This is a genomic window from Arthrobacter arabinosi (assembly GCF_054511115.1).
Genome location: NZ_JBTNDF010000002.1, coordinates 156,417 through 178,813, shown reverse-complemented (window position 1 = coordinate 178,813; position 22,397 = coordinate 156,417). Strand labels below are relative to the sequence as shown.

At 71.9% G+C, this 22,397-nt stretch carries 20 protein-coding genes and 1 riboswitch; of the genes, 14 read left to right on the top strand and 6 right to left on the bottom strand.

The window, feature by feature from the left end:
- Nucleotides 1-3 precede the first annotated feature (3 nt).
- Genes ACX80P_RS05080 through ACX80P_RS05065 form a run of 4 tightly spaced genes read left to right on the top strand, consistent with a single transcriptional unit; the run spans nucleotide 4 to nucleotide 4,690 of the window.
- On the top strand, nucleotides 4-1,221 hold the full coding sequence (locus ACX80P_RS05080; RefSeq protein WP_459276964.1) for an allantoate amidohydrolase: 1,218 nt from the start codon (nucleotides 4-6) through the stop codon (nucleotides 1,219-1,221).
- Nucleotides 1,218-2,642 carry a formimidoylglutamate deiminase gene (locus ACX80P_RS05075; RefSeq protein ID WP_459276963.1) on the top strand — a complete coding sequence of 475 codons (1,425 nt, stop codon included), beginning with the start codon at nucleotides 1,218-1,220 and terminating at the stop codon, nucleotides 2,640-2,642. The genes ACX80P_RS05080 and ACX80P_RS05075 overlap by 4 nt, the downstream gene beginning before the upstream one ends.
- Nucleotides 2,642-3,844, top strand: a complete 1,203-nt coding sequence (gene hutI, locus ACX80P_RS05070) for an imidazolonepropionase (protein ID WP_459276962.1) — start codon at nucleotides 2,642-2,644, stop codon at nucleotides 3,842-3,844. The genes ACX80P_RS05075 and hutI overlap by 1 nt, the downstream gene beginning before the upstream one ends.
- Before the next feature lie 42 nt (nucleotides 3,845-3,886).
- Entirely contained in the window at nucleotides 3,887-4,690 is an 804-nt protein-coding gene (locus ACX80P_RS05065; RefSeq protein ID WP_459276961.1) for a CPBP family intramembrane glutamic endopeptidase, read from the top strand.
- A 4-nt stretch (nucleotides 4,691-4,694) separates the two neighbouring features.
- Here the strand turns inward: ACX80P_RS05065 and ACX80P_RS05060 are convergent, their stop codons facing one another.
- Nucleotides 4,695-5,336, bottom strand: coding sequence for a VOC family protein (locus tag ACX80P_RS05060; RefSeq protein ID WP_459276960.1), 642 nt, complete (start codon nucleotides 5,334-5,336; stop codon nucleotides 4,695-4,697).
- Nucleotides 5,337-5,513: 177 nt separating this feature from the next.
- A riboswitch (SAM riboswitch) is annotated at nucleotides 5,514-5,630 on the top strand.
- Between the two features lie 78 nt (nucleotides 5,631-5,708).
- Here ACX80P_RS05060 and ACX80P_RS05055 point away from each other — a divergent pair.
- The 3 genes from ACX80P_RS05055 (at nucleotide 5,709) to ACX80P_RS05045 (ending at nucleotide 8,530) form a co-directional block, all read left to right on the top strand.
- Entirely contained in the window at nucleotides 5,709-7,025 is a 1,317-nt protein-coding gene (locus tag ACX80P_RS05055; RefSeq protein WP_459276959.1) for a bifunctional o-acetylhomoserine/o-acetylserine sulfhydrylase, read from the top strand.
- A gap of 6 nt (nucleotides 7,026-7,031) precedes the next feature.
- A complete protein-coding gene (gene metX / locus ACX80P_RS05050; RefSeq protein WP_459276958.1) occupies nucleotides 7,032-8,174 on the top strand; it encodes a homoserine O-acetyltransferase MetX in 1,143 nt (380 codons plus the stop codon).
- A gap of 113 nt (nucleotides 8,175-8,287) precedes the next feature.
- Nucleotides 8,288-8,530, top strand: a complete 243-nt coding sequence (locus tag ACX80P_RS05045; RefSeq protein ID WP_459276957.1) for a hypothetical protein — start codon at nucleotides 8,288-8,290, stop codon at nucleotides 8,528-8,530.
- Nucleotides 8,531-8,545: 15 nt separating this feature from the next.
- Here ACX80P_RS05045 and ACX80P_RS05040 read toward each other — a convergent pair whose 3' ends face one another.
- Nucleotides 8,546-9,361, bottom strand: a complete 816-nt coding sequence (locus ACX80P_RS05040; protein ID WP_459277498.1) for an SGNH/GDSL hydrolase family protein — start codon at nucleotides 9,359-9,361, stop codon at nucleotides 8,546-8,548.
- A gap of 123 nt (nucleotides 9,362-9,484) precedes the next feature.
- On the opposite strand from ACX80P_RS05040, the gene ACX80P_RS05035 reads away from it, so the two are divergent.
- Nucleotides 9,485-10,165, top strand: a complete 681-nt coding sequence (locus tag ACX80P_RS05035; protein WP_459276956.1) for an alpha/beta hydrolase — start codon at nucleotides 9,485-9,487, stop codon at nucleotides 10,163-10,165.
- Between the two features lie 18 nt (nucleotides 10,166-10,183).
- Here the strand turns inward: ACX80P_RS05035 and ACX80P_RS05030 are convergent, their stop codons facing one another.
- Entirely contained in the window at nucleotides 10,184-10,420 is a 237-nt protein-coding gene (locus ACX80P_RS05030; protein WP_459276955.1) for an RNA-binding S4 domain-containing protein, read from the bottom strand.
- A 47-nt stretch (nucleotides 10,421-10,467) separates the two neighbouring features.
- On the opposite strand from ACX80P_RS05030, the gene ACX80P_RS05025 reads away from it, so the two are divergent.
- Nucleotides 10,468-11,457 (top strand): DMT family transporter, encoded by a 990-nt coding sequence (locus tag ACX80P_RS05025; protein ID WP_459276954.1) that lies wholly within the window; start codon nucleotides 10,468-10,470, stop codon nucleotides 11,455-11,457.
- Nucleotides 11,458-11,494: 37 nt separating this feature from the next.
- Here ACX80P_RS05025 and ACX80P_RS05020 read toward each other — a convergent pair whose 3' ends face one another.
- Complete coding sequence (locus tag ACX80P_RS05020) at nucleotides 11,495-13,117, bottom strand: M28 family peptidase (protein WP_459276953.1); 1,623 nt, start codon at nucleotides 13,115-13,117, stop codon at nucleotides 11,495-11,497.
- A 268-nt stretch (nucleotides 13,118-13,385) separates the two neighbouring features.
- Here ACX80P_RS05020 and ACX80P_RS05015 point away from each other — a divergent pair, with 268 nt between their 5' ends.
- A complete protein-coding gene (locus ACX80P_RS05015; RefSeq protein ID WP_459276952.1) occupies nucleotides 13,386-14,774 on the top strand; it encodes a glycine--tRNA ligase in 1,389 nt (462 codons plus the stop codon).
- Nucleotides 14,774-15,685 carry a GNAT family N-acetyltransferase gene (locus ACX80P_RS05010; RefSeq protein ID WP_459276951.1) on the top strand — a complete coding sequence of 304 codons (912 nt, stop codon included), beginning with the start codon at nucleotides 14,774-14,776 and terminating at the stop codon, nucleotides 15,683-15,685. Before ACX80P_RS05015 ends, ACX80P_RS05010 begins: the two co-directional genes overlap by 1 nt.
- 135 nt (nucleotides 15,686-15,820) lie before the next feature.
- On the opposite strand, the gene ACX80P_RS05005 is transcribed toward ACX80P_RS05010, so the two are convergent.
- Both ACX80P_RS05005 and ACX80P_RS05000 read right to left on the bottom strand, forming a co-directional pair.
- Entirely contained in the window at nucleotides 15,821-16,636 is an 816-nt protein-coding gene (locus ACX80P_RS05005) for a lysophospholipid acyltransferase family protein (protein ID WP_459276950.1), read from the bottom strand.
- A gap of 127 nt (nucleotides 16,637-16,763) precedes the next feature.
- The gene (locus tag ACX80P_RS05000; protein ID WP_459276949.1) at nucleotides 16,764-17,498 is read right to left on the bottom strand and encodes a dienelactone hydrolase family protein; all 735 of its coding nucleotides are present in this window, start codon (nucleotides 17,496-17,498) and stop codon (nucleotides 16,764-16,766) included.
- Nucleotides 17,499-17,731: 233 nt separating this feature from the next.
- On the opposite strand from ACX80P_RS05000, the gene dusB reads away from it, so the two are divergent.
- The 3 genes from dusB to dnaG all read left to right on the top strand — a co-directional run bounded on the left by dusB (nucleotide 17,732) and on the right by dnaG (nucleotide 22,345).
- Nucleotides 17,732-18,973: a tRNA dihydrouridine synthase DusB gene (gene dusB, locus ACX80P_RS04995; protein ID WP_459276948.1), complete on the top strand. Its 1,242-nt coding sequence runs from the start codon at nucleotides 17,732-17,734 to the stop codon at nucleotides 18,971-18,973.
- 70 nt (nucleotides 18,974-19,043) lie between these two features.
- A complete protein-coding gene (locus ACX80P_RS04990; protein WP_459276947.1) occupies nucleotides 19,044-20,327 on the top strand; it encodes a deoxyguanosinetriphosphate triphosphohydrolase in 1,284 nt (427 codons plus the stop codon).
- A 74-nt stretch (nucleotides 20,328-20,401) separates the two neighbouring features.
- Nucleotides 20,402-22,345, top strand: coding sequence for a DNA primase (gene dnaG / locus ACX80P_RS04985; RefSeq protein WP_459276946.1), 1,944 nt, complete (start codon nucleotides 20,402-20,404; stop codon nucleotides 22,343-22,345).
- Nucleotides 22,346-22,397 lie beyond the last annotated feature (52 nt).

The window sequence follows — 22,397 nt, the reverse complement described above, 5'->3', positions numbered from 1 at the left end:
CCCGTGCAGACCGTCTCCTCAGTCCTCGACTCCATCAGCGACGTCGGCCGCGATGCCGAGCGCGGGGGCTACTCGCGCGGCGTCTTCACACCCGCGGAGTCCTCGCTGCGGGAATGGTTCACCGCGGCGGCGGAGACCCGGGGCCTCGCCGTGGAGACGGACCGCAACGGCATCCTCTGGGCCTGGTGGGACGCCACGGACAGCCGTGACGGTGCGCTCGTCACGGGCAGCCACCTCGACTCCGTGCCCGGCGGCGGCGCCTTCGACGGCCCACTCGGCGTCGCCTCCGCCCTGGTGGCCGTCGACCTGCTGCGCGAGCGCGGTGTCCGGCCGCAGCGCTCGCTCGCCGTCGCCGTGTTCCCCGAGGAGGAGGGGTCCCGGTTCGGGGTGTCCTGCCTCGGGTCGCGCCTGCTCACCGGCACGCTCGACCCCGATCATGTCCGGTCCCTGACGGACACCGACGGCACCACGTTCGCCGAGGCCGCCCGGGCCGCCGGCGTCGACGCGTCGCACCTGGGCCGCGACGAGGAGGCGATCCGTCGGATCGGGGACTTCGTGGAACTCCACGTCGAGCAGGGGCGCGGGCTGATCGACCTCGATTCCGCCGTCGCCATCGGCTCCACCATGCTGGGCCACGGCCGTTGGCGCCTCTCCATCACCGGCCAGGGCAACCACGCCGGCACCACGCTCATGGCGGACCGCGTCGACCCCATGGTCGCGGCCGCCCAGGTGGTGCTCGCCGTCCGGAAGGCCGCGGCGGAGCAGGACGGCGCCCGCGCCACGGTCGGGCGGCTGCGCCCCGTGCCGGGCGGGACGAACGTCATCGCCTCCCGCGTGGACCTGTGGCTCGACGTACGGCACGAGGAGGACGCCGTGACGGCCGCCCTCATCGAGCGCATCCACGGCCAGGCCCAGAAGATCTGTGCCTTCGAGGGCTGCCGTGCCACCCTCACCGAGGAGTCGCGCAGTGGCACGGTCCACTTCGACGGAGCGCTCCAGCGCACGCTCGGCAACGCCCTCGGCCGTTCCTTCCCCGGAGCGCCGACCCTGCCGACCGGCGCGGGGCACGACGCCGGCATCCTCGGCGCCGTCGCACCCACCGCCATGCTGTTCGTCCGCAACCCCACCGGCGTCAGCCACTCGCCGGAGGAGTTCGTGGAGCGCGACGACGCCGACGCCGGGGCCACCGCGCTCGCGGACGTCCTCGACGACCTGCTGTGAGCGGGACCGTGGCCGATCACGCCCGCGCCGTCTGGTGCGAGCACGCGTGGCTGGGCGCCGGAGGTATCGCAGCCTCGGTCCGCGTGGAGATCGACGACGCCGGGACGGTCATCGGCGTGGTACCGGGCGTCCCGGTGCGGGACGACGACGTCGTGCTCCGCGGGGTGGTGTTCCCCGCCGCCGCCAACGCGCACTCGCACGCCTTCCACCGGGCCCTCCGCGGCCGCACCCACGCCGGCGGCGGGACCTTCTGGACCTGGCGGGAGGCCATGTACCGCGTGGCGGGAGCCCTCACGCCCGAGCTCTACGAGGAGCTCGCCACCGCGGTGTACGCCGAGATGGTCGCGGCAGGCTGGACGAGCGTCGCCGAGTTCCACTACATCCACCACCGGCCCGACGGGACGCCGTACGGGCAGGGGGGCGACGACGGCGACCACGACGACGGGCCGCACGCGATGGAGCTCGCCGTCGCCCGCGCGGCCGTCCGTGCGGGCATCCGGTTGACGCTGCTCGACACGTGCTACCTCGCCGGCGGCTTCGGGACCCCGCTCGAGGCGGGCCAGCGCCGCTTCTCGGACGGGACCGCGGGGCGCTGGCTCGCACGGCTCGCCTCGCTACGCACCGCGATCTCCTCGCTCTACCCCGACCACCAGGTCACGGTCGGGGCGGCCATCCACTCGGTCCGCGCGGTGCCGGAGGAGGACCTCGCCGTGATCGCGCAGCACCTGCCCCCGGACCTGCCCCTCCACATCCATGTGTCCGAGCAGCCCGCCGAGAACGAGGACTGCCTCCGCGCCACCGGCTGCACCCCGACGGCGCTGCTGCACCGGCACGGACTCGTCGGGCCCCGTCTGTCCGCCGTCCACGCCACCCATGTCAGCGGCGCCGACATACCGCTCCTCGGCGACGCCGGGGCGACCGTCGTCCTCTGCCCCAGCACGGAGGCCGACCTCGCGGACGGGCTCGGCCCTGCCGGCGACTTCCGGGAGGCGGGAGCGACGCTCGCCCTCGGCACCGACCAGCACGCCGTCGTCGACCCGTGGCTCGAGATGCGGGCCCTCGAGCACGGCGAGCGGCTGCGCACCGGACGGCGCGGTCGCTTCACCCCGGACCAGCTGCAGGGCATCGCGTCCCTCGGCGGCGGACGATCGCAGGGCCGCACGGGAGCAGGGTTCCAGCCGGGCCGCGCCGCCGACTTCATGGCCGTGGACCCCTCCACCGCCCGGACGGCCGGGTCCGCCTGGGAACAGCTCGCCTACACGGCGACGGCGCAGGACGTGACGGGCGTCGTCGCCGGGGGAGTCCTCAGGGCCCGGGACGGCGTCCACACGACGCTCGGCGACTCCGGGCCCCTGCTCGCCGCGGCGATCACCCGCCTCGACGCCGCGATCGGCGCGGCCGCCGCCCGGGAGCAGCCCTGATGTCCGTCCTCGTCACCAACATCGGAGAACTCCTCACGCAGGACGCCGACGCCGCCGTCCTGCGGGACGCCGCCCTGGTCCTCGAGGGCGAGCGGATCAGCTGGATCGGCCCGGCCGCCCGCGCTCCCGCGGCGGACGAGGCGTACGACGCGGGCGGCAGGGCGGGGTTGCCCGGCTGGGTCGACAGCCACACACACCTGGTGTTCGCGGGCGACCGGACCGCCGAGTTCGAGGCCCGGATGGCGGGCCAGGCGTACACCGCGGGAGGTATCGCGGTCACCGTGGACGCCACGCGCGCCGCGGGGGACTACGACCTCACGCGGCTCCTGCTGGCCCGCGTCGCCGAAGCCACGGCGGGCGGGACCACCTGTCTCGAGACGAAGACGGGCTACGGGCTCGACGTCGCCCAGGAGGCACGCTGCGCGCGGATCGCGGCGGGCGTCGTGGACGAGGTGACCTTCCTCGGCGCGCACGTCGTGCCGGCGGGGGAGGACGCCGAGGACTACATCGATCTCGTGTGCGGGCCGATGCTCGACGCTGTCCGCCCGCACGTCCGCTGGGCCGACGTGTTCTGCGAGACCGGGGCCTTCACCCCCGACCAGTCACGCCGGGTCCTCGAGGCCTGCGCCGCAGCAGGCCTCGGCCTGCGCGTCCACGGCAACCAACTCGGTCCGGGCGACGGCGTCGCCCTCGCCGTCGAGTTCGCGGCCGCCAGCGTGGACCACGTGAACCACCTCTCCGGCGCCGACGTCGACGCGCTCGCCGGCACCTGGTCCGGCGTCTCCGCGGGAGGCACCCCGGGGACCGTCGCCACGTGTCTGCCCGCCTGCGATCTCTCGACGCGCCAGCCGTTCCCGCCCGCGCGGCGGTTGCTCGACGCCGGGGCGCCGATCGCCCTCGCGAGCAACTGCAATCCGGGGACGTCCTACACGAGCTCCATGGCGTTCTGCGTGGCCACCGCCGTCCTGCAGATGGGCTTGACGGTCCACGAGGCGGTCCGCGCCGCCACCTACGGGGGAGCCCTGGCGCTGCGGCGCCACACCGGACGGGACGCCGACGGACTCCGCGCCGTCGGGTCGCTCGCCGTCGGGCACCGCGCGGACCTGCAGCTGCTGAACGCGCCGTCGGCCACGCACCTCGCCTACCGGCCCGGGATGCCGCTCGTGCACGCCGTCTGGCGCGCGGGTACGCGCGTCCGGTAGGAGGAGTGGGAACCACCCGGCCTCCGCTGGGAGGATGGCGTCATGACTGCCGAATCCTCGTCCTCCACCGCCCCGCCCGCAGCGGACGGCCCCGCGGGTTCCATCCCGGGACGGCGGATCACCGCCGAACTGCTGATCGTCTTCGGGCTCTCGCTCGGGCAGTCGGGCGTGTACGCCGCCGTGAGCCTGGCGGACAAGCTCACGCGCGGGCCGCTCGCCGGCCAGACCACCACCCTGAACCCGGTGCTGAACGAGCGCGAGTACTTCGACCTCGCCTATCAGCTGCTCGACATCCTCTTCGCGCTGGTGCCCGTGGCGCTCGTCCTGTTCCTGCTCGGCGGCTCCGGCGTCTCGGGTGTCCGGCGCCTGGGTCTCACCGTCGAGCAGCCGCTGCGCACCGTCGGCTTCGGAGTGGGCCTCGCCGCGATCATCGCCGTCGGCACGCTCGGGGTGTATGCGGGGGGCCGCGCGCTCGGGATCACGACGGCGATCGTGCCGGCCGCGCTCGACGACTACTGGTGGACGATCCCGGTGCTCGTCCTCTCCGCGCTCCGGCACGCGGTGCTCGAGGAGGTCATCGTCGTGGGCTACCTGTTCATCCGCCTGCGGGAGCTCGGCTGGTCCACACCGGCGATCATCGTCACGAGCTCCCTCATCCGCGGCAGCTACCACCTCTACCAGGGGTTCGGCCCGTTCATCGGGAACGTCCTGATGGGCGTGCTGTTCGCGTGGTTCTACACCCGGACGCGGCGCGTCATGCCCCTCGTGGTCGCCCATGCGCTCCTCGACATCACCGGGTTCGTCGGGTTCGCGCTGTTCGGGCCGGCCCTGGGGATCGGCGCGTGACCGGCTAGATCTCCACGCGCCCGTTCTGCGTCTCGAACGTCACCGACATGACGCCGGGCGTCCCGTTCGGGGCGATCCACTGGACCTGCACGCCGTCGAGGGTCTTCTCGACGTCCGTGCCGAGCCAGCGGGTGACACGCTCCGACGAGCCGGCGATGGTTAGGCAGTCCAGCTTCACCGACGCGGGGCGGGCCTTCGACGGGTGGAGGTCCTCCGTGCCGTCGTCCCAGCGGAGCAGGTAGGGGACCTGCGGGTCGGCGATGAGGCCCTTGATGCCGATCTGCTGCCAGGTGAGTTCCTGGCCGTCCGGGAACTTGCGGTTGCCGGGCACGGCGCTGCGTCCGAGGCGCTCCTCGAACGGTGCGAGATCGTCGACGGCGACGCACCAGCCCATCCAGCCCCCGCCCGCTTCCGAGCGGGCGCGGACCGCCTGGCCGAACGGCGCCTTGTCCGACGCCGGGTGGTTCAGGACCTCCACGACCTCCAGGTACTGGCCGTTGACCAGGGGGAAGATCATGTTCCGGGTGCCGAAGCGGGGGTGCACACCACCCTTCACCGGCTCGACGCCGAGCCTGGCCGAGATTCGATCGGCCGTCGCGGCAAGTCCGTCAGATTCGCAGGCATAAGATACATGGTCCAGGCGCATGCGGCTATCTTGGCACTAAGTGATCTGTGTCTCGACTAAGGCTTGCCTTACCCCGGGCGAGGGGCTCGGACAGCCGATCAGGAGCGGACTCCCCGTGCACGGGTGACGCGCCCGCAGGCGGCTTAACGGAGGGTCATACGCTTGCCGGATCCGCCCCGATCCGCTTTCATGAGTGCAGGTCATGAGTGCCAGCACACAGCCCCGGCTTGCTGGCCGGCAACCCTCCAACCGCGGTGGGGTGCCCCGGGTGAGGACCAGGTCCGGCGTCCCATCGGCGCCGTTCAAGCGCGGGCTCCTGCGGGGTCCGGTCTCCCGGTGCGGCATGCACCCGCCGGAGCCGGGCAGGCGGAGCCCCTGATCAGAGGGAACACCATGTCCAACGATTGGTCCTTCGAAACACGTCAGATCCACGCCGGCCAGGTGCCGGACGCGGCGACGGGGGCGCGTGCGCTCCCCATCTACCAGACGTCGTCGTTCGTCTTCCCGAGCGCGGAGAGTGCCGCGAACCGGTTCGCCCTCACGGAACTCGCCCCCATCTACACGCGGATCGGGAACCCGACCCAGGAGGCGGTGGAGACCCGCATCGCGAGCCTCGAAGGCGGCGTCGGCGCCCTGCTGCTGGCGTCCGGCCAGGCCGCGGAGACGTTCGCGGTGCTGAACATCGCGGAGGCGGGGGACCACATCGTGGCCAGCCCCAGTCTCTACGGCGGCACCTACAACCTCTTCAAGCACACGCTGAAGAAGTTCGGGATCGAGACCACGTTCGTCGAGGACCCGGACGACCTCGAGCAGTGGCGGGCCGCGGTCCGGCCGAACACCAAGCTGTTCTTCGGCGAGGTGGTCTCCAATCCGCGGCAGGACGTCCTCGACCTCGAAGCCGTCAGCGGCGTCGCCCACGAGCACGGCATCCCCCTGATCGTCGACAACACGCTCTCCACGCCGTACCTGATCCGTCCCATCGAATGGGGTGCCGACATCGTGGTGCACTCGGCGACCAAGTACCTCGGAGGGCATGGCAACGCCATCGCCGGAGTCATCGTGGACTCGGGTAACTTCGACTTCGCGCGGTACCCGGACCGGTTCCCCGGTTTCAACACGCCGGACGAGAGCTACCACGGGCTCGTGTACGCGCGCGATCTCGGGGTCGGCAGTGCGCTCGGCGCGAACCTCGCCTACATCCTCAAGGCACGGGTCCAGCTGCTGCGCGACCTCGGTTCCGCCGTCTCCCCGTTCAACGCCTTCCTGATCGCGCAGGGACTGGAGACCCTCAGCCTGCGCCTCGAACGCCACGTCCGGAACGCTCAGGCGGTCGCGGAGTGGCTGGAGGGGCACGACGACGTCGAGCGCGTCACCTACGCGGGGCTCCCGTCGAGTCCCTGGTACGAGCGCGGGAAGAAGTACGGGCCGATCGGCACGGGGGCGATCGTGAGCTTCGACATCGCCGGGGGACTGGACGCCGGCAAGCGCTTCGTCGACGGGCTCGAGCTCCACTCGCATGTCGCGAACGTGGGCGACGTCCGCTCGCTGGTCATCCACCCGGCATCGACGACGCACAGCCAGCTCGGGGCGGAGGCGCAGCTCACCGCGGGGGTGCGCCCCGGCCTGGTGCGGCTGTCCGTGGGGCTCGAGAACATCACCGACATCCTCGCCGACCTCGACGCGGGGTTCCGCGCCGCCAAGGGAGCCTGACCGTTCGTGACCACGTACCCTCCTGCTCCGCTGCCCTCCTGGCTCGGCGACGCGCCCCCGTGCGGGGACGGGCTGCTCCGCTTCGCGTCCATCGGCCCGCTGGTCCTCGAGACCGGGGGTGAGCTGCCCGACGTCCAGCTGGCCTTCGAGACCTGGGGCCGGCTGGACCGGGAGCGCTCCAACGCCGTCCTCGTGCAGCATGCCCTGACCGGCAGCTCGCACGTGGCCCGCGGCGCCTCGGAGGAGGAGGGCTGGTGGGACTCGCTCGTGGGCCCCGGCCGCACGGTGGACACCGATCGCTACTTCGTGGTGTCCGTCAACATGCTGGGAGGCTGCTACGGCTCGACGGGGCCGGCCAGCCCCGCGCCCGACGGCGGACCGTGGGGCGCACGGTTCCCCTTCGTCACCATCCGCGACGCGGTGCGCGCGGAGAGCCTCCTCGCCGACCAGCTCGGCATCGATCGCTGGCACTCCGTGCTCGGCGGGTCCATGGGCGGCGCCCGGGCCCTCGAGTGGGCCCTGATGTTCCCGCAGCGTGTGGAGAGGTGCGCCGTCATCGCCTGCACTGCCGCCAGTTCGGCCGAACAGATAGCGTTCGCCCAGGCGCAGCTGCAGGCCATCCGCCTCGACCCCGCCTACCGTGGCGGCGACTACTACGACGGCCCGCATCCGGATGCGGGCCTCGGCGTCGCCCGGCGGATCGCGCACATCACCTACCGGGCGGAGCAGGAACTCGAAGGCCGCTTCGGTCGCGCGGAGCAGGACGCCGAGCAGCCCCTCGGGGCCGTCCTGCCCGCCGACCGGGGCCGCTACCGGGTGGAGAGCTACCTGGACCACCAGGCCGACAAGCTCGTGGACCGCTTCGACGCCAACAGCTACGTGATCCTCACGGAGGCGCTCATGAGCCACGACGCGGCGCGCGGGCGGGGGAGCCTCGAGGACGTCCTCGGGGCGGCGACGTCGGAGTTCTTCATCGCCGCCGTGGATTCGGACCGGCTCTACTTCCCGTGGCAGTCGCACCGGCTCGCGGCAGGGCTGCCCGGCGACGTCCCCGTCCACGTGATCTCCTCGCCGATGGGCCACGACGCCTTCCTCACACAGATCCACCAGCTCGACGACCAGCTCCGATCCGCCTTCTACAGCCGGTAGCCGAGCCCCCCGACGAGGACCTAGGGTGGAAGTAAGCCTGCTTACGGTTTGGTGGCGGGCACGGCCGGGGCGTGGCTCCGGACGGATCGATCGGCGATGAAGAGGAGCTGTTCATGGAACTGAGCACGATTGGCTGGAACCAGGAAGCCCGCGACAAGATCCTGCTCGACGCGGATCGCGCGCTTCAGGAAGCGGTCCGGGAGGCCGCGGAGACCCTGGAGGGGAAGTCCCGCGACGAGGTCTACGAGTTCCTCTTCCAGAAGCTGCAGCCGCAGTTCGTGGACTTCAAGCCCGGGCCGGACCTCAGCGCCTGTGCCGATGCCGTGGCCAGCGGTGACGTCTCGCTCGACGGCTAGGACCCGCACGGCGGGCTAGTCCGCCGTGCCCGGCGGCATGCCGGGGCCGAAGATCGGCCCCGGCTCGGGACGCTTGGCGATCACGCCGTCGCCGGAGGACTGGTGCCGGAGCCGCCGCAGGACCCAGGGCGCGAAGTACCTGCGCGCCCAGACGAGGTCCTCGGCGCGCGCCGTCCGCCAGCTCCGCGCGGGCAGGTCCTTCGGCTGCAGGGGCAGCAGGGTGTGCGGGACCGCGAGGGTGTCGAGCACCATGGCGGCGATGGTGTGGTGCCCGAGGGGCGAGAAGTGCAGCCGGTCGGTGGACCACATCTGCGGGTTGGTCAGCTGGCGGAGCGCCCACATGTCGGCGACGACGGCCTCGTGCCGGGCCGCGATGGTGCGGAGATTCTCGTTGTAGATGGCTGTCTTCGACCGGATGGTCCCGAGGACCGTCTCGCGGACGTCGGGTCCCGTGAGCAGCACGATCGTCGCCCCCGACGCGGCGAGGGTCCCGACGACCGGGTCGAGTTTCTCGGCGAGCAGGTCCGGGTCCCCGCCGCGGCGCAGCAGGTCGTTGCCGCCGGCCGAGATGGTGACGAGGTCCGGGTGGAGCGCCAGGCCGGGTCCCACCTGCTGGTCGATGATCTGCTGCAGCAGGCGCCCGCGGACCGCGAGGTTCGCGTAGGCGAAGCCCTCCTGGCCGCGCGCGAGCTCCTCGGCGGTCCTGTCCGCCCAGCCCCGGTTACCCCCGATGCTCTCCGGGTTGGGGTCGCCGATGCCTTCCGTGAACGAATCGCCCAGCGCCACGTACCGGTGCCACGGATGCGCTTCGGGATCGGGCCCGGCATCGATGGCGCTCGGTAGCGGGGTCTCGGCATTGGAAGGGCTCACCGGGACATTCTGCAACCGGCGGCCGCCCCGGCGCCAGCCTGCCCGGACGGCAGGAGCGGGTGGGGACGTGGAAGGATAGGAGCCATGACTGAATCTGCCGCCGGCACCGCCATGCCCTCCACCGAGTCCTGGGCCCCGGTGGTCCTGTGGTCGAAGCCGGAACCCGAGCGAGGGGGGACGCCGCTGCTCGTCCTGTTCCACGGCTACATGGCGGACGAGCAGGACCTCATGGGTCTCGCCGACCACCTGCCCGCCGACTTCACCGTCGCCTCCGTGCGCGCACCCCTGCCGGCGGGCCCCGGCTACTCCTGGTTCCCCCTGTCACGCGAGGCCGACTACTCCGTGGACCGCGTCGTCGAGAGCGCCACGGCGGTGTCCGGGTGGCTCGACTCCGTCCGGGGCGACCACACCAGTGTCAGCATCCTCGGCTTCTCGCAGGGTATGGCGGTCGCGACGTCGCTCCTGCGGCACAGGCCCACGGACTTCGCCTGCGTCGTCGGGCTCTCCGGCTTCACCGTGCCGTCGGAGGGCCACGCGTTCTTCCGCGACGAGGAGGCCGCAGCGATGCCCGTGCCGTTCTTCTGGGGACGCGACCAGGAGGACCAGGTCATCACGCCGGAGCTGATCGGGATCACCCACGCCTGGCTGGTGAAGCACACGAAGCTCACCAAGATCCTCTACCCGAACATGTTCCACAGCATCAACCAGCAGGAGCTCGCGCACGTCCGGGAGTTCCTCACCATGACGGTCCTCGGCCGCCGCTGAGCCGTCGCCGGGGCCGCGTCACGCGTCCGCGCGGCTGATCCGGACGGTCTGCCCGTTGACGCTGACGGTGTCCCCGGCGTGCAGCTGCCGGCCGCGGCGCTCCTCGATCTCACCGTTCACCTGCACGAGTCCGTTGTCGATCAGCGTCTTGGCCTCGACGCCGTCCTCCGCGAGCGCGGCGAGCTTCAGTGCCTGCCCGAGCCGGATCATGTCGTCGCGGATGGTCAGGTCGGCGGTGCCTGCGTCGTCGGTCATGCATCCCATCATGCCGGATACGCCGGACTAGGCTGTACGGGTGTCTGATGCCCGCGCGCTGCCCCCCCGCCCTCGGCGTACCCCTCGCGCTGGCCGCCGGGCTCGCGATCCCCGTCCAGGGCAGGATCAACGGCGCCCTCGGCGCCGTGCTCGACGACGGCATCGCCTCGGCGCTGATCAGCTTCGGCACCGGACTCGTCGTCATGGTCGTCGTGACGCTCGTGCTGCCGAGCGCGCGGGCCGGCGCCCTGCAGATCCTCCCGTCCGTCCGGGAGCGGCGGTTCCCTCCCTTCTACATCGCGGCGGGCGCCATCGGCGCGTTCTTCGTGTTCTCCCAGTCGCTGACCATCGGGATCCTCGGCGTGGCCCTCTTCACCGTGGCGACCGTCATGGGCCAGTCCCTCAGCGGACTCCTCGTGGACAGGGCCGGGATCGGCCCGGGCGGCAAGCGGGCCGCGACGCCGATGCGCCTGATCGGGGTCGTTCTGACGGTCCTGTCCGTGGTGTGGGCGGTGTCCCCGCGGTTCGGGGCGGCCGGGGAGGTCTCGGCCTGGCTGGTCCCGGTCCTGCTGCCCGTCGCGGCCGGCATCCTCATGAGCTTCCAGCAGGCCATGAACGGGACGGCGGCGCTTCACTACGGCACCCCGCTCGCCGCCACGCTCATGAACTTCATCGCCGGCACGACGGTCCTGCTGGCCGCGTGGCTGATCAAGGTCGCCGTCGCGGGATCCGGCAACCCGCTGCCGGGCGAGTGGTGGTACTACCTCGGCGGGCCCATGGGGTGCATCTTCATCGCGCTGGGTGCGCTGCTCGTGCGCAGCCTGGGCGTCCTGCTCACGGGGCTGTGCATGATCGGCGGCCAGCTCGTGGGATCGCTCCTCCTGGACCTCCTGGTCCCCGCCCCCGGCACCGTCGTGGTGTTCGCCACGGTGGCCGGCACGCTCCTGACCCTCGGGGCGATCATCCTCACCACGCTGCCCTGGCCGCGCCCCGTCAGGATCGGGCGCCGGCGGGCGTCCGCACGCAGCAGGGGCTGATCCCGGAGGACCAGCCCCTGCTGCGTCGCCGTTCGACCTAGCGGTCCGCCAGCTCGTGGTCGTGGTCGTCCTCGGGGTGGAGGCCGCCGCCGCTCTCGGTGCCGCCGCCCAGGGGGTTCCCCGCGAAGCGCTCCTTGGGACCCTGGCCCTTCACGGGGGCTCCGGCGCCGTTCACATCGAAGGTGCTCATGGCGTACGTCAGGGTGAGGTGGGCGACGGCGTCGCTCAGCTGGTCGAGGGCCTCGATGCTGAGGTTGTTGGTGTCGTCGCACGCCGCGTGGTAGCACGCGTCGTAGGGAGCGCCTGCGACGCCACCGAAGAGCACGGCCTGCTCGGCGGTCTTGATGCCCTCGGCACCCGTGAACAGCCCGCCGGCGGGGATGCCCTCCGCGATGAAGGGTCCGTAATCGCTGCGGCCGCTGAACGCGGTCTCACCGGACGCCAGGCCCTCGGAGGCGAAGTAGTCGTGGAAGTCCTGCTCGATCTGCCCGGAGCCGGCCGGTCCCGGTGCGGCACCCGGGCCCACGGGGAACGCCGAGTTGTCGCCGTCGTACACGAAGCGCCCGAAATTCGGCGAGCCGATCATGTCGAAATTGAGGTACAGGCCCACCGAGTCGAGCTGGTCCTTCGCGACGAGATCGGCCACGTAGTACTCGGAGCCCAGCAGTCCTTCCTCCTCCGCGCCCCACCACGCGAAGCGGACCTTGTTCGTCGTCTTGATCTTGCTCATGCCCTCGGCCACGGCGAGGATTCCCGCGCTGCCCGTGCCGTTGTCGTTGATGCCCGGGCCGGCGAGGACGCTGTCCAGGTGGGCACCGACCATGACGACGTTGTCGGGGTCGCCGGTGGCGGTCTCGGCGATCACGTTGTACGTCTCGCGGTTCTCGGAGATGGTGTCCACCACGACCTCGCCGGTCACGTCGTCGCCGATCAGGCTGGTGCCCGCGGCGTAGCTCGCCCCGACCACCGGGATGCCCACGAGGTCCGGCGCGCCGAGCGTCCCGGCCACGGCGCCGGTGTTCGCCCCCACCCCGGTGTTGAAGATGATGACGGCGGCGGCTCTCGCCGCCTCGGCGTTGGCGGCCTTCGTCGCGAAGGTGCACCCGCCGCGCTGGACGAGCGCGATGGAGCCGGGCGTGAAGCCGGCGAAGTCGGCCGCCTCGCAGCCGCTGGTGCCGGCGGCGCTCGCCGTGCCGGTCGTGTCGACCGTCTCGATCGGTCCCGAGGCCGCGCCGGCGCCGGAGTACACCATGGTGGCCACGTCGTCGGGGCCGTAGGTGACGTCGTCGGGGGTGGACTGGTGCAGGACGGCGGGGCTGAGCTCGGCGAAGAACGGGAAGCTGAAGGGCTGGACGGTGGGCGTGTAGCCCGCCGCGGTCAGTCTGCCCACGATGTAGTCGACGGAGTCGGAGTAGCCCTCGGTGCCGGACGCCCGGGTGTCGCCGTTGGCTTCGGCGATGGCGTCCAGAGCGGTGAGGTGCCCCACCACCTTCTCCACCGTGACGGCTGTCCGGAGCTTCTTCGAGGAGTTGTTGGTGCTGCTGTCGTAGGTCGGGGCGGCGTTGGCCGCGAAGCTGCCGCCGGCCACGAGGGCAACACTGCCGGCGAGGGCCAGGGCCGAGCGCCCGAGGCGGGCGCGCGGCGGTAGGGAAAGGGTCATGGGATTCCTCAGGGTGCGAGCGCCCGGTCGGTCCGGGCTGAAGTGACGCGGATCACACGTCACGATGGGTTCAACCTAGGAAGACTCCGGGCACCGCGTCAAGGGTCCACGCGGGCCGGTCCGCGGCGGGACGCCCCCGGAGTGGCCGGGCGGACCGGTAGGCTGGCCGGTAGCCTCCGTGCCCGCCCACCCGTGCCGGAGCTCGGATGTACGCGACCCCCACCAGCGGACCGCACCCAGCGGCCTGCCCAGAACTGGAGAAGACACCATGGCAGCAGCCAAGTCAGCACTCGACCCCATCATCTCGCTCGCCAAGCGGCGCGGCTTCGTGTTCCAGTCGGGGGAGATCTACGGCGGTTCCCGGTCCGCGTGGGACTACGGGCCCCTGGGTGCCGAGTTCAAGGAGAACATCAAGCGGCAGTGGTGGCAGACCATGGTGCGCGGCCGCGAGGACGTCGTCGGGCTGGATTCCGCCGTCATCCTCCCCCGCCAGGTCTGGGAGGCCTCCGGGCACGTCGAGGTCTTCAGCGACCCGCTGGTCGAGTGCCTCTCCTGCCACAAGCGCTACCGTGCGGACCATCTCGAGGAGGAGTACGAGGAGAAGAAGGGCCGCGCACCGGAGAACGGGCTGCAGGACGTCACGTGCGCGAACTGCGGGACCCGGGGCCAGTGGACCGAGCCGCAGGAGTTCTCCGGACTCCTGAAGACCTTCCTCGGCCCCGTCGCCTCCGAGGAGGGCATGCACTACCTCCGCCCGGAGACGGCGCAGGGCATCTTCGTGAACTTCAACAACGTGCTCACCACGGCGCGCAAGAAGCCGCCGTTCGGTATCGGCCAGATCGGCAAGAGCTTCCGGAACGAGATCACCCCGGGCAACTTCATCTTCCGCACGCGGGAGTTCGAGCAGATGGAGATGGAGTTCTTCGTCGAGCCGGGCACCGACGAGGAGTGGCACCGCTACTGGATCGACCAGCGCTTCTCCTGGTACACGGATCTCGGCATCGACCCGGACAACCTGCGCCTCTTCGAGCACCCGCTGGAGAAACTGAGCCACTACTCCAAGGGCACGACGGACATCGAGTACCGCTTCGGGTTCGCCGGCTCCGAGTGGGGAGAGCTCGAGGGCATCGCCAACCGCACCGACTTCGACCTGTCCACGCACTCGAAGCACTCGGGCACCGATCTCGGCTACTTCAACCAGGCCACGAACGAGCGCTACACGCCGTACGTGATCGAGCCCGCCGCGGGCCTGACCCGCTCCTTCATGGCGTTCCTCGTCGACTCGTACACTGAGGACGAGGCGCCCAACGCGAAGGGCGGCGTGGACAAGCGCACCGTGCTGAAGCTCGACCCGCGCCTCGCGCCGGTCAAGGCCGCCGTCCTGCCGCTCAGCCGCAACGAGGACCTCTCCCCGAAGGCGAAGGACCTCGCCGCCCAGCTGCGGAAGTCCTGGAACATCGAGTTCGACGACGCCGGGGCCATCGGCCGCCGCTACCGCCGCCAGGACGAGATCGGCACGCCGTTCTGCATCACGGTGGACTTCGACACGCTCGAGGACCAGGCCGTGACCATCCGCGAGCGCGACAGCATGGCGCAGGAGCGCGTGTCCCTCGACCAGGTGCAGGGGTACCTCGCCGCACGCCTGATCGGAGCCTGATGGCCCTCGAGTACCGCGCCTGGCAGGAGGGCGACGACCTCGAGCTCATCCAGCTGTGGGGCGGGCCCGAGTCCGCGACCTCGGAGCAGTTCCGCGGGTCCTTCCGGCCGCCGTCGGACGAGCCCTGGAACCGCTGCATCACCGTGGTGGACCAGGGCATCCCCGTCGCGGCGGGCTGCGTCTACGGCGCGGCACTGCACCCCGACAGGCTCTGGTGCTACATCGAGGTGGCGGAGGACCACCGGCGCGCGGGCGTCGGCTCGACGCTGCTCACGATGCTCCAGCACGAGGCCGCGGCCTCGCCGTCGGGCGTCACGGCCCTGCGGTCGAAGGTGACGCCGGGGACGACAGGCGCGGCCTTCGCCGAGGCCACGGGGTTCGGCGCCCTGCAGCGCTCGCGGTTCGTCGTCGTCGCCCCCGGAGCCCTTGCGGCGCCCGCGTTCGACGACGCCGCCGGTCCGCAGCTGGAGGAGGCTGCCACCGGGTCCGTGGAACTCACCCGGGCCCTCGCCGCGTTCTACGCGTCGGTCCACGCGTGGGACCGCGCGGACATCAGCCTGGGCCGTGCCCAGCAGCTGTTCCTCGGGGATGCCAGCGGCGCCGGGGGGGCGATCGTGCTGCGGGACCGGCCGAAGGCCGACGGCGGGGCCATCGCGGCGTTCGCGGTCAGCTACACGCAGGCGCGGACCGACGATCCGGCGGACGTCCTGCTCGGCTACGACACGACGCTGCCGCCCCCGGAGCAGCAGGCCGCCGTCGCCACCCTGATCGCGATGCTCGTGCACCAGTACCCCATCCAGCTCGAGGTCGACGACGCCATGGAGGCGCTCGTCGCCGTCGTCGACCCCCTGCTGGCCACGGGCGCGGCGCGCCTCGGCGGACCGGAGGCGCTGGTCGTCGCGACGGCCTGACCGGACCCGGCCCGCAGGTTCGTGCACGCCTTCGGTCAGGACATCGGCCGGTCATCGGCGCGTCGCGGACCGACAGGCACCTCCGGTGGCCGATGCCGTGCACGAGCCCGCAGCCGTGCGCGAACCCGGCCCCGGTCAGCCGCGGTCGTGCCGCCCGGCCTTCTGGTCCTCGAGGTCCGCGGCCTCCCGCTCGGTCCCCGTCATGGCCCCGCCGCCCAGATGCGCGGGCATCCACCAGGCGCCGGGTTCCGGGATCACCGGGAAATCGGCGATGCACGTCTCGATGCCGTCCTGGAGTTCCTGCCGGAGCTTCTCGGTCTCCTCGGCGACGTCGAGGCCGGGCGCGTGGCGGATGGCGGGGCTGATGTGGACGCGCACGGGGGATCTCCAGGCGCGCCGGACGGAGAAGCCGTGGCCGCGGGTCAGGAGCCGGTGGGAGCCCCACACGGACACGGGGATCACGGGGACGCCCGCCTCGGCCGCGAGGCGGACGGCGCCGGTCTTGAGTGCGCGGACGGTGTAGCTGCGGGACACGCCCGCTTCGGGGAGGATCGCCACGTACTCGCCGGCCCGCAGCTTCGCGAGGGCGTCGTCGTACGCGGCAGCGCCGGCCTTCCGGTCCGTGACGACGTGCCCGAGCCCGAAGACGAACGGGCTGACGAACCAGTGCTCCGCCGCCCGCTTCGAGATCATGTAGCGGGCCTGGATGCGCGCGTGGTTCCACAGGACGAGTTCCGCGAAGGCGAAGTCCAGGTAACCGAAGTGCGTGATGGCGACGACGGCGCCGTGACCGGGCACCGCGCGGCGCGAGCGCCCGTTCAGCGGGTCCGAGGCGGGCAGGTTCTCCGTCCCGGTGACGGCGACCGGCAGCCGCAGCGCCGCGAACGCGGTCTTGCCCGCGTAGACGACGAACCGGTACATGCGGTCGCTCTGCCGCGGCTTCCATCCCATGATCGGATACCTCTTCCTGCGTTCGGGGGTCGCGGGAAGAACCCGCTGGTGCTCGGTACGTACTCTTTGTACCCCGGCCGGGCGGCCGTGCGCTGCCGGGGCAGGGGAGTTGCGGTCGTGGCGGCGGTCACGCGGTGATGCCGAGCGGGTCCGTGGTGCGGTAGAGCGGCGCGGACCGCTCGAGGACGCGGGGGTCGATCACGGCATGCGTGTCCTCCGCGAAGCGGCGCAGGAGGAACGAGGTGCTCATGCCGTGCCAGACCGGCACGGTGCGGAACATGAAGTGGCCGGCGCCGAGCATCCGCACGTAGCGCACGTCCGTCGCCACGGCCTGCGCGCGCTGCGCGAAGGAGAGCGACGACGTCGGGCTCGTCCACCGGTCGGTGTCCCCGTGCATGATCAGCAGGCTGCGTCCGCGGACCGGCTCGACGGGACTCGAGGGCTCCAGCCACGGGGCGAGGGCCGCGACGGCACGGACCTGAGGGTGGCCCGCGGCGGCGAGCGCCGTGAGGCCACCCATCGAGTGGCCGAGGAGGTAGACGGGCACGTCGGGGTGTTCCGCTGCGATCCGCCCGAGCGCCCAGCGGGCGTCCCGGAGGGCCGACCGGTCGGGGCCGTTCCAGCCGCGGACCCGGTTGCGCAGCGTCCACACCGCGAGCCCCTGGCCGCCGCCGCCGGCGGCGAGGCGGGCGGCGAAGGGGCGCATGCGCAGGGGGCTGAGGTGCCGGGCCCGGACGGCGTCGTAGCTGTCCGCCCGGCCGCCGTGCAGCACGAGCGCCACGCCACGCACCGCCGACATTGCACCGCTCAGGGAGAGCACGGGCTCCCTGTCCCGTGCGTGGAGTGATGCCTTCGCTGCCATGTACCGCCTCCCTCCGCCCCGGACGGGGCTGCGTCCGTCCCGGGCTCCCTGCGTAGAATCGCTGACGGTGCCCGGAGCACCTGTCAACGGACCATTCTGTCCGACCAGCCCGACCACCGAGGGGAGCCCGGCGCATGACGAACGCGTGGCGGAAGGCGGCCAGGGCTGACAGGGGGCGCAGGCGCACAGCGAACGGCGACCCGGGATTTGCGGGTGCTTGCGACAATGGAGGGGTGACCGCAGTTTCGACCCTCCCCCTTCCTCCCGGCGATCCCGTCTACGGCGACCGCGCCGATGCGCTCCCCGACCCGACCGACAGCGCGCTCAGGCTGGACCTCCCGCCGCTGAGCCTCGGCCCCATCACCGTGCACACGCCGGTGATCCTCGCCCCGATGGCCGGGATCACCAACAAGGCGTTCCGCAGGCTCTGCCGCGAGTACGGCGGTGGCCTCTACGTGTCGGAGATGGTGACCTCCCGGGCGCTCGTGGAGCGCAGCCCGGAGTCGATGCGGATCATCTCGCACGACGACGACGAGGCGGTGCGCTCCGTGCAGCTGTACGGCGTCGACCCGAAGACCGTCGGAGCCGCCGTCCGCCTGCTCGTCGAGGAGGACCGCGCCGATCACATCGACCTCAACTTCGGCTGCCCCGTCCCGAAGGTCACCCGCAAGGGCGGCGGCGCGGCCCTGCCGTGGAAGCTGGACCTCTTCACCGGGATCGTGCAGACCGCCGTCCGTGAGGCGTCGAAGGGGAACGTCCCGCTGACCATCAAGATGCGCAAGGGCATCGACGAGGACCACCTCACCTTCCGCGAGGCCGGGAAGATCGCGCGCGACAGCGGGGTCGCCGCCGTCGCGCTCCACGGCCGCACCGCCGCGCAGTTCTACTCCGGCCAGGCCGACTGGAACGCCATCGCCGAACTGCGCGAGGCCCTGCCGGACATCCCCGTGCTCGGCAACGGCGACATCTGGAGCGCGGAGGACGCCGTCCGGATGGTGCGCGAGACCGGCGTCGACGGCGTGGTCATCGGGCGCGGCTGCCAGGGGCGGCCGTGGCTCTTCGGCGACCTCATGAACGCCTTCGAGGGCAGTTCCTCCCGGTACCGGCCCGGCCTCGGGCAGGTCGCCGACACCGTGTACCGGCACGCGGAGCTCCTCGTGGAGACGTTCGGCAGCGAGATGATGGGGCTGCGCGACATCCGCAAGCACATGGCCTGGTACTTCAAGGGTTACGTCGTGGGCGGGGAGCTGCGCGCGAAGCTCGCCACGGTGCCCACCCTCGAGGTGCTCCGCGGGCTCCTGGACGAGCTCGACAAGGACTCGCCGTACCCGGGGCAGGACGCCGAAGGCCCCCGCGGCCGCGCCGGCTCGCCCAAGAGGACAGCGCTGCCCGAGCACTGGCTCGACGGCCGCGTCCTCAACGACGCGCAGCAGGCGGACATCGCCGCAGCCGAGGTGGACGTCTCCGGGGGATGACCGCCGTCCCGCCGTCCACATCGGTGCCGGCCGGCATGCCTCCCCTTCTCCGTTGCGCTAGAAAGGCACCATGACCTCCCGCGATTCGTCCCTTCCCCCCGGCTACAGTGCCGCGGACACCGAGCGGTGGGTGGAGGAACCGCCCAAGAGCTCGCACCGCACCGACTTCGAGCGCGACCGCGCGCGCGTGCTGCACTCGTCCGCCCTGCGACGCCTCGGGGCGAAGACGCAGGTCGTCGCGCCCGATACCGACGACTTCGTGCGCACGCGCCTCACCCACTCGCTGGAGGTCGCCCAGGTGGGCCGCGAGCTGGGCCGGACCCTCGGCTGCGACCCGGACATCGTGGACACCGCATGCCTGGCGCACGACCTCGGGCACCCGCCCTTCGGGCACAACGGAGAATCGGCGCTCAACGACCTGGCGCACGGCATCGGCGGGTTCGAGGGCAACGCCCAGACCCTGCGACTCCTCACGCGGCTCGAGCCGAAGGTCCTCGCCCCCGGCGGTGGACCCGCGGGGCTGAACCTCACGCGGGCCAGCCTGGACGCTGCGTGCAAGTACCCGTGGACGGCGGCGGCAGCGCCCGTCATCAGCGGCCAGCGCACCACGAAGTTCGGTGCATACGACGACGACCTCCCGGTCTTCGCGTGGCTGCGCGACGGCGCGCCGGAGGGGAGGTCTTGCCTCGAGGCGCAGGTGATGGACCTGGCGGACGACATCTCGTACTCGGTGCACGACGTCGAGGACGCCATCGTCGCCGGGCACCTGCAGCTGCGGTGGATGGACAGCGCCGACGCCCGCGCCCGCGTGGTGGGCTACACGCAGCAGTGGTACCTCCCCGGCAGTGATCCCGCCGCCGTCGACGCCGCCCTCTCCCGGCTCGAGAAGACGCCGGTCTGGGTGCGCGAGGCCGACGGCACACGGCGGTCCATGGCGGCCCTGAAGAACATGACGAGCCAGCTCATCGGCCGGTTCTGCCTGAGCGCCATGCAGTCCACGCGGTCCATCTACGGTCCCGATCCGCTCACCCGCTACAACGCCGAGATGGTGGTCCCCGAGGAGACGGTCATGGAGATCGCCGTCATGAAGGGCCTCGCCACCACCTACGTCATGACCACCGACCACCGGCAGCCCCTCTACGAACGCCAGCGGGAGATCCTCGCAGCCCTCGTGGCGCAGGTCCACGCCGACGGGGACCGTCACCTCGAGCCGATGTTCGCCGCGGACTGGCGGGAGGCGGCGGACGACGCCGCCCGGCTGCGCGTCGTCGTCGACCAGGTGGCCTCGCTCACCGACGTCTCCGCCCTGAGCCTCCACGAGCGCATCGTCGGGCCGGTCCCCGCCCTCTGGTAGGCCTCGCTCCCGCGCCCGCCCACAGGCGCCCGACGGCGGTCGGAGTGTCGGTGGGGCGGGCCTAAACTGGGGTCATGGCCGGACTCATCAAGCGCGAAGACATCGATGAGGTACGCCAGCGTACGGACATCAAGGAGGTCGTCGAGGCCTACGTGACCCTGAAGTCCGCGGGCATCGGCTCGTGGAAGGGACTCTGCCCGTTCCACGACGAACGGTCGCCGTCCTTCCACGTCCGGCCGCAGATGGGCTCCTACCACTGCTTCGGGTGCGGCGAGGGCGGGGACGTCATCAGCTTCGTGCAGAAGCTCGACCACACCTCCTTCAGCGAGACCGTCGAGAAGCTCGCCGCGCGCATCGGCTTCGAACTGCATTACGAGGACGGCGGGACCGGCCCGCGCCGCGAGGACGTCGGCCGGCGGCAGCGGCTCCTGGACGCGCACAAGATCGCCGCGGAGTTCTTCCGCGACCAGCTCCTCACACCCGGTGCCGGCACGGCCCGCCAGTTCCTGCAGGACCGCGGCTTCGACCGTGAGGCGGCCGCGCACTTCGGCGTCGGCTACGCACCCCAGGGCTGGGACGGCCTGCTCACCCACCTCACCGGGCGTGGTTTCACGCTCGACGAGCTGAAGCTCACCGGCATGTTCAGCGCCTCCTCGAGCAACGCCGGGCGCTTCTACGACCGCTTCCGGGGGCGCCTGATCTGGCCCATCCGCGACATCACCGGGGACACCGTGGGCTTCGGTGCACGCAAGCTCTACGAGGACGACCAGGGGCCGAAGTACCTCAACACGCCCGAGACCTCGCTCTACAAGAAGTCCCAGGTCCTGTACGGCATCGACCTCGCCAAGCGCGAGATCGCCAAGAACCGGCAGCTCGTCGTCGTCGAGGGGTACACGGACGTCATGGCCTGCCACCTCGCGGGCATCGGCACCGCGGTCGCCACGTGCGGCACGGCGTTCGGCACGGACCACATCAAGATCGCCCGCAGGCTCCTGTCCGACGACGGCACCGGCGGCGAGGTGATCTTCACCTTCGACGGCGACGCCGCCGGGCAGAAGGCCGCGCTGCGCGCGTTCGAGGAGGACCAGCGGTTCAACTCGCAGACCTACGTCGCCGTCGAGGCCTCCGGCGCGGACCCGTGCGAACTCCGGCAGACCCGGGGCGACGACGCCGTCCGCGAACTGATCGCCGACCGCCGGCCCCTGTTCGAGTTCGCGATCAAGGCGTCCTTCGCGACCTTCGACCTCTCGTCCGGCGAGGGGCAGGTCAAGGCACTGCGCCACGCGGCGCCGATCGTCGCGCAGATCCGCGACGTGTCGCTGCGGTCCACCTACACGAGGGAGCTCTCCCGCTGGCTCGGGATGCAGTACGTGGGGGAGGACCAGGTGGCGCGCGCGGTGTCGGCGGCCGTCCGCCGGGAGAACCCGCCGCCGGGCGGCACGGGCGGCCGCCAGCAGGCCACCCAGGGGAGCCCGGGCCGGCAGGGCCAGCCGGGGACTCCGGCGCCGGCCGGTGCCGGGGCGGACGCCCCGAACGACCCCTTCTTCGAGCGGCCCGACCCGCGGGACCCGATCGCCCGCATGGAACGGGAGGCGCTGGAGGTCGTCCTGCAGCAGCCCACGCTCCTCACGGCGCCGCAGTGGGAGAGCTTCTCCACCATCCGCTTCACCGTCCCGGTCTACGAGGCCCTGCACAACGCCGTCCTCGCGGCGGGTGAGGCAGGCACCGAGCTGTCCCGCTGGGTGGAATCGGTGCGCGAGGGCGTGCCGGACGTCCTGCGTCCCCTCGTGAGCGAACTGGCTGTCCGTCCGCTCCCGGCCAAGGACGCCGAGGCGATGGTGAACTACTGCCGGGACATCCTGAACCGGCTCACCGAACTGCGGATCACGCAGCAGAAGGCGGAGAAGCTCGGGCAGCTCCAGCGCATGGAGCCCGCGGCCGATCCGGCGCTGTACAACCAGCTGCAGAGGGACCTGATGGAGCTCGAGATGCAGCGGCGGCAGCTCCGTGAGGACTGACCCCGGGCCGATTTCACTTCGAACCTCAGGGTATGTAAAGTAGAGACCGCGC